Source organism: Kineococcus vitellinus (assembly GCF_009906315.1).
GTDB lineage: Bacteria > Actinomycetota > Actinomycetes > Actinomycetales > Kineococcaceae > Kineococcus > Kineococcus vitellinus.
In genome coordinates, this window is the sequence record NZ_JAAALL010000637.1 from 1 (window position 1) to 566 (window position 566).

Annotated in this window: 1 protein-coding gene; it reads left to right on the forward strand. The window is 80.0% G+C overall.

Features of this window, described 5'->3' with window-relative positions:
- Window positions 1-566: AIR synthase related protein (locus GTQ99_RS23865; protein WP_240898025.1), on the forward strand; the 566-nt coding region annotated here is incomplete at both ends.

The following is a 566-nucleotide window of genomic DNA, read 5'->3' on the forward strand; positions in this document are numbered from 1 at the left end:
GGCCGAGCGGGCCGGGCGCGTCGAGCGGGTCGCCGACCTCGACGAGGCGGGGCTGCTGGAGCGGCTGCTGCCGGGCCTGCCGACGCGGGCGCTGCTGGGGCCCGGCGACGACGCCGCGCTCGTGGCCGCCCCCGACGGGCGGGTGGTCGCCACGACCGACGTGCTCGTGGAGGGGCGCGACTTCCGGCGGGACTGGTCCTCGGGGGCCGACGTGGGCTGGAAGGCCGTCGCGCAGAACGTCGCCGACGTCGCGGCCATGGGCGCCGCCAGCACCGGCCTGCTGGTCTCCCTGGGGCTGCCGGGCGAGCTGGAGCTGAGCTGGGTGGAGTCCTTCGCCGAGGGCGTGGGCGCGGCCTGCCGCGCCTTCGGCACCGTCGTCGTGGGCGGTGACCTGTCGTCGGCCGGCGAGGTCGTCGTCGCCGTCACCGCGCTGGGCGACCTCGCCGGGCGCGCGGCGGTGCTGCGCTCGGGGGCCCGGCCGGGGGACGTCGTCGCGGTCGCCGGGGCGCTGGGCCGCTCGGCGGCCGGGCTGCTGCTGCTGCAGGAGGGCACCCGCGAGGACGTCG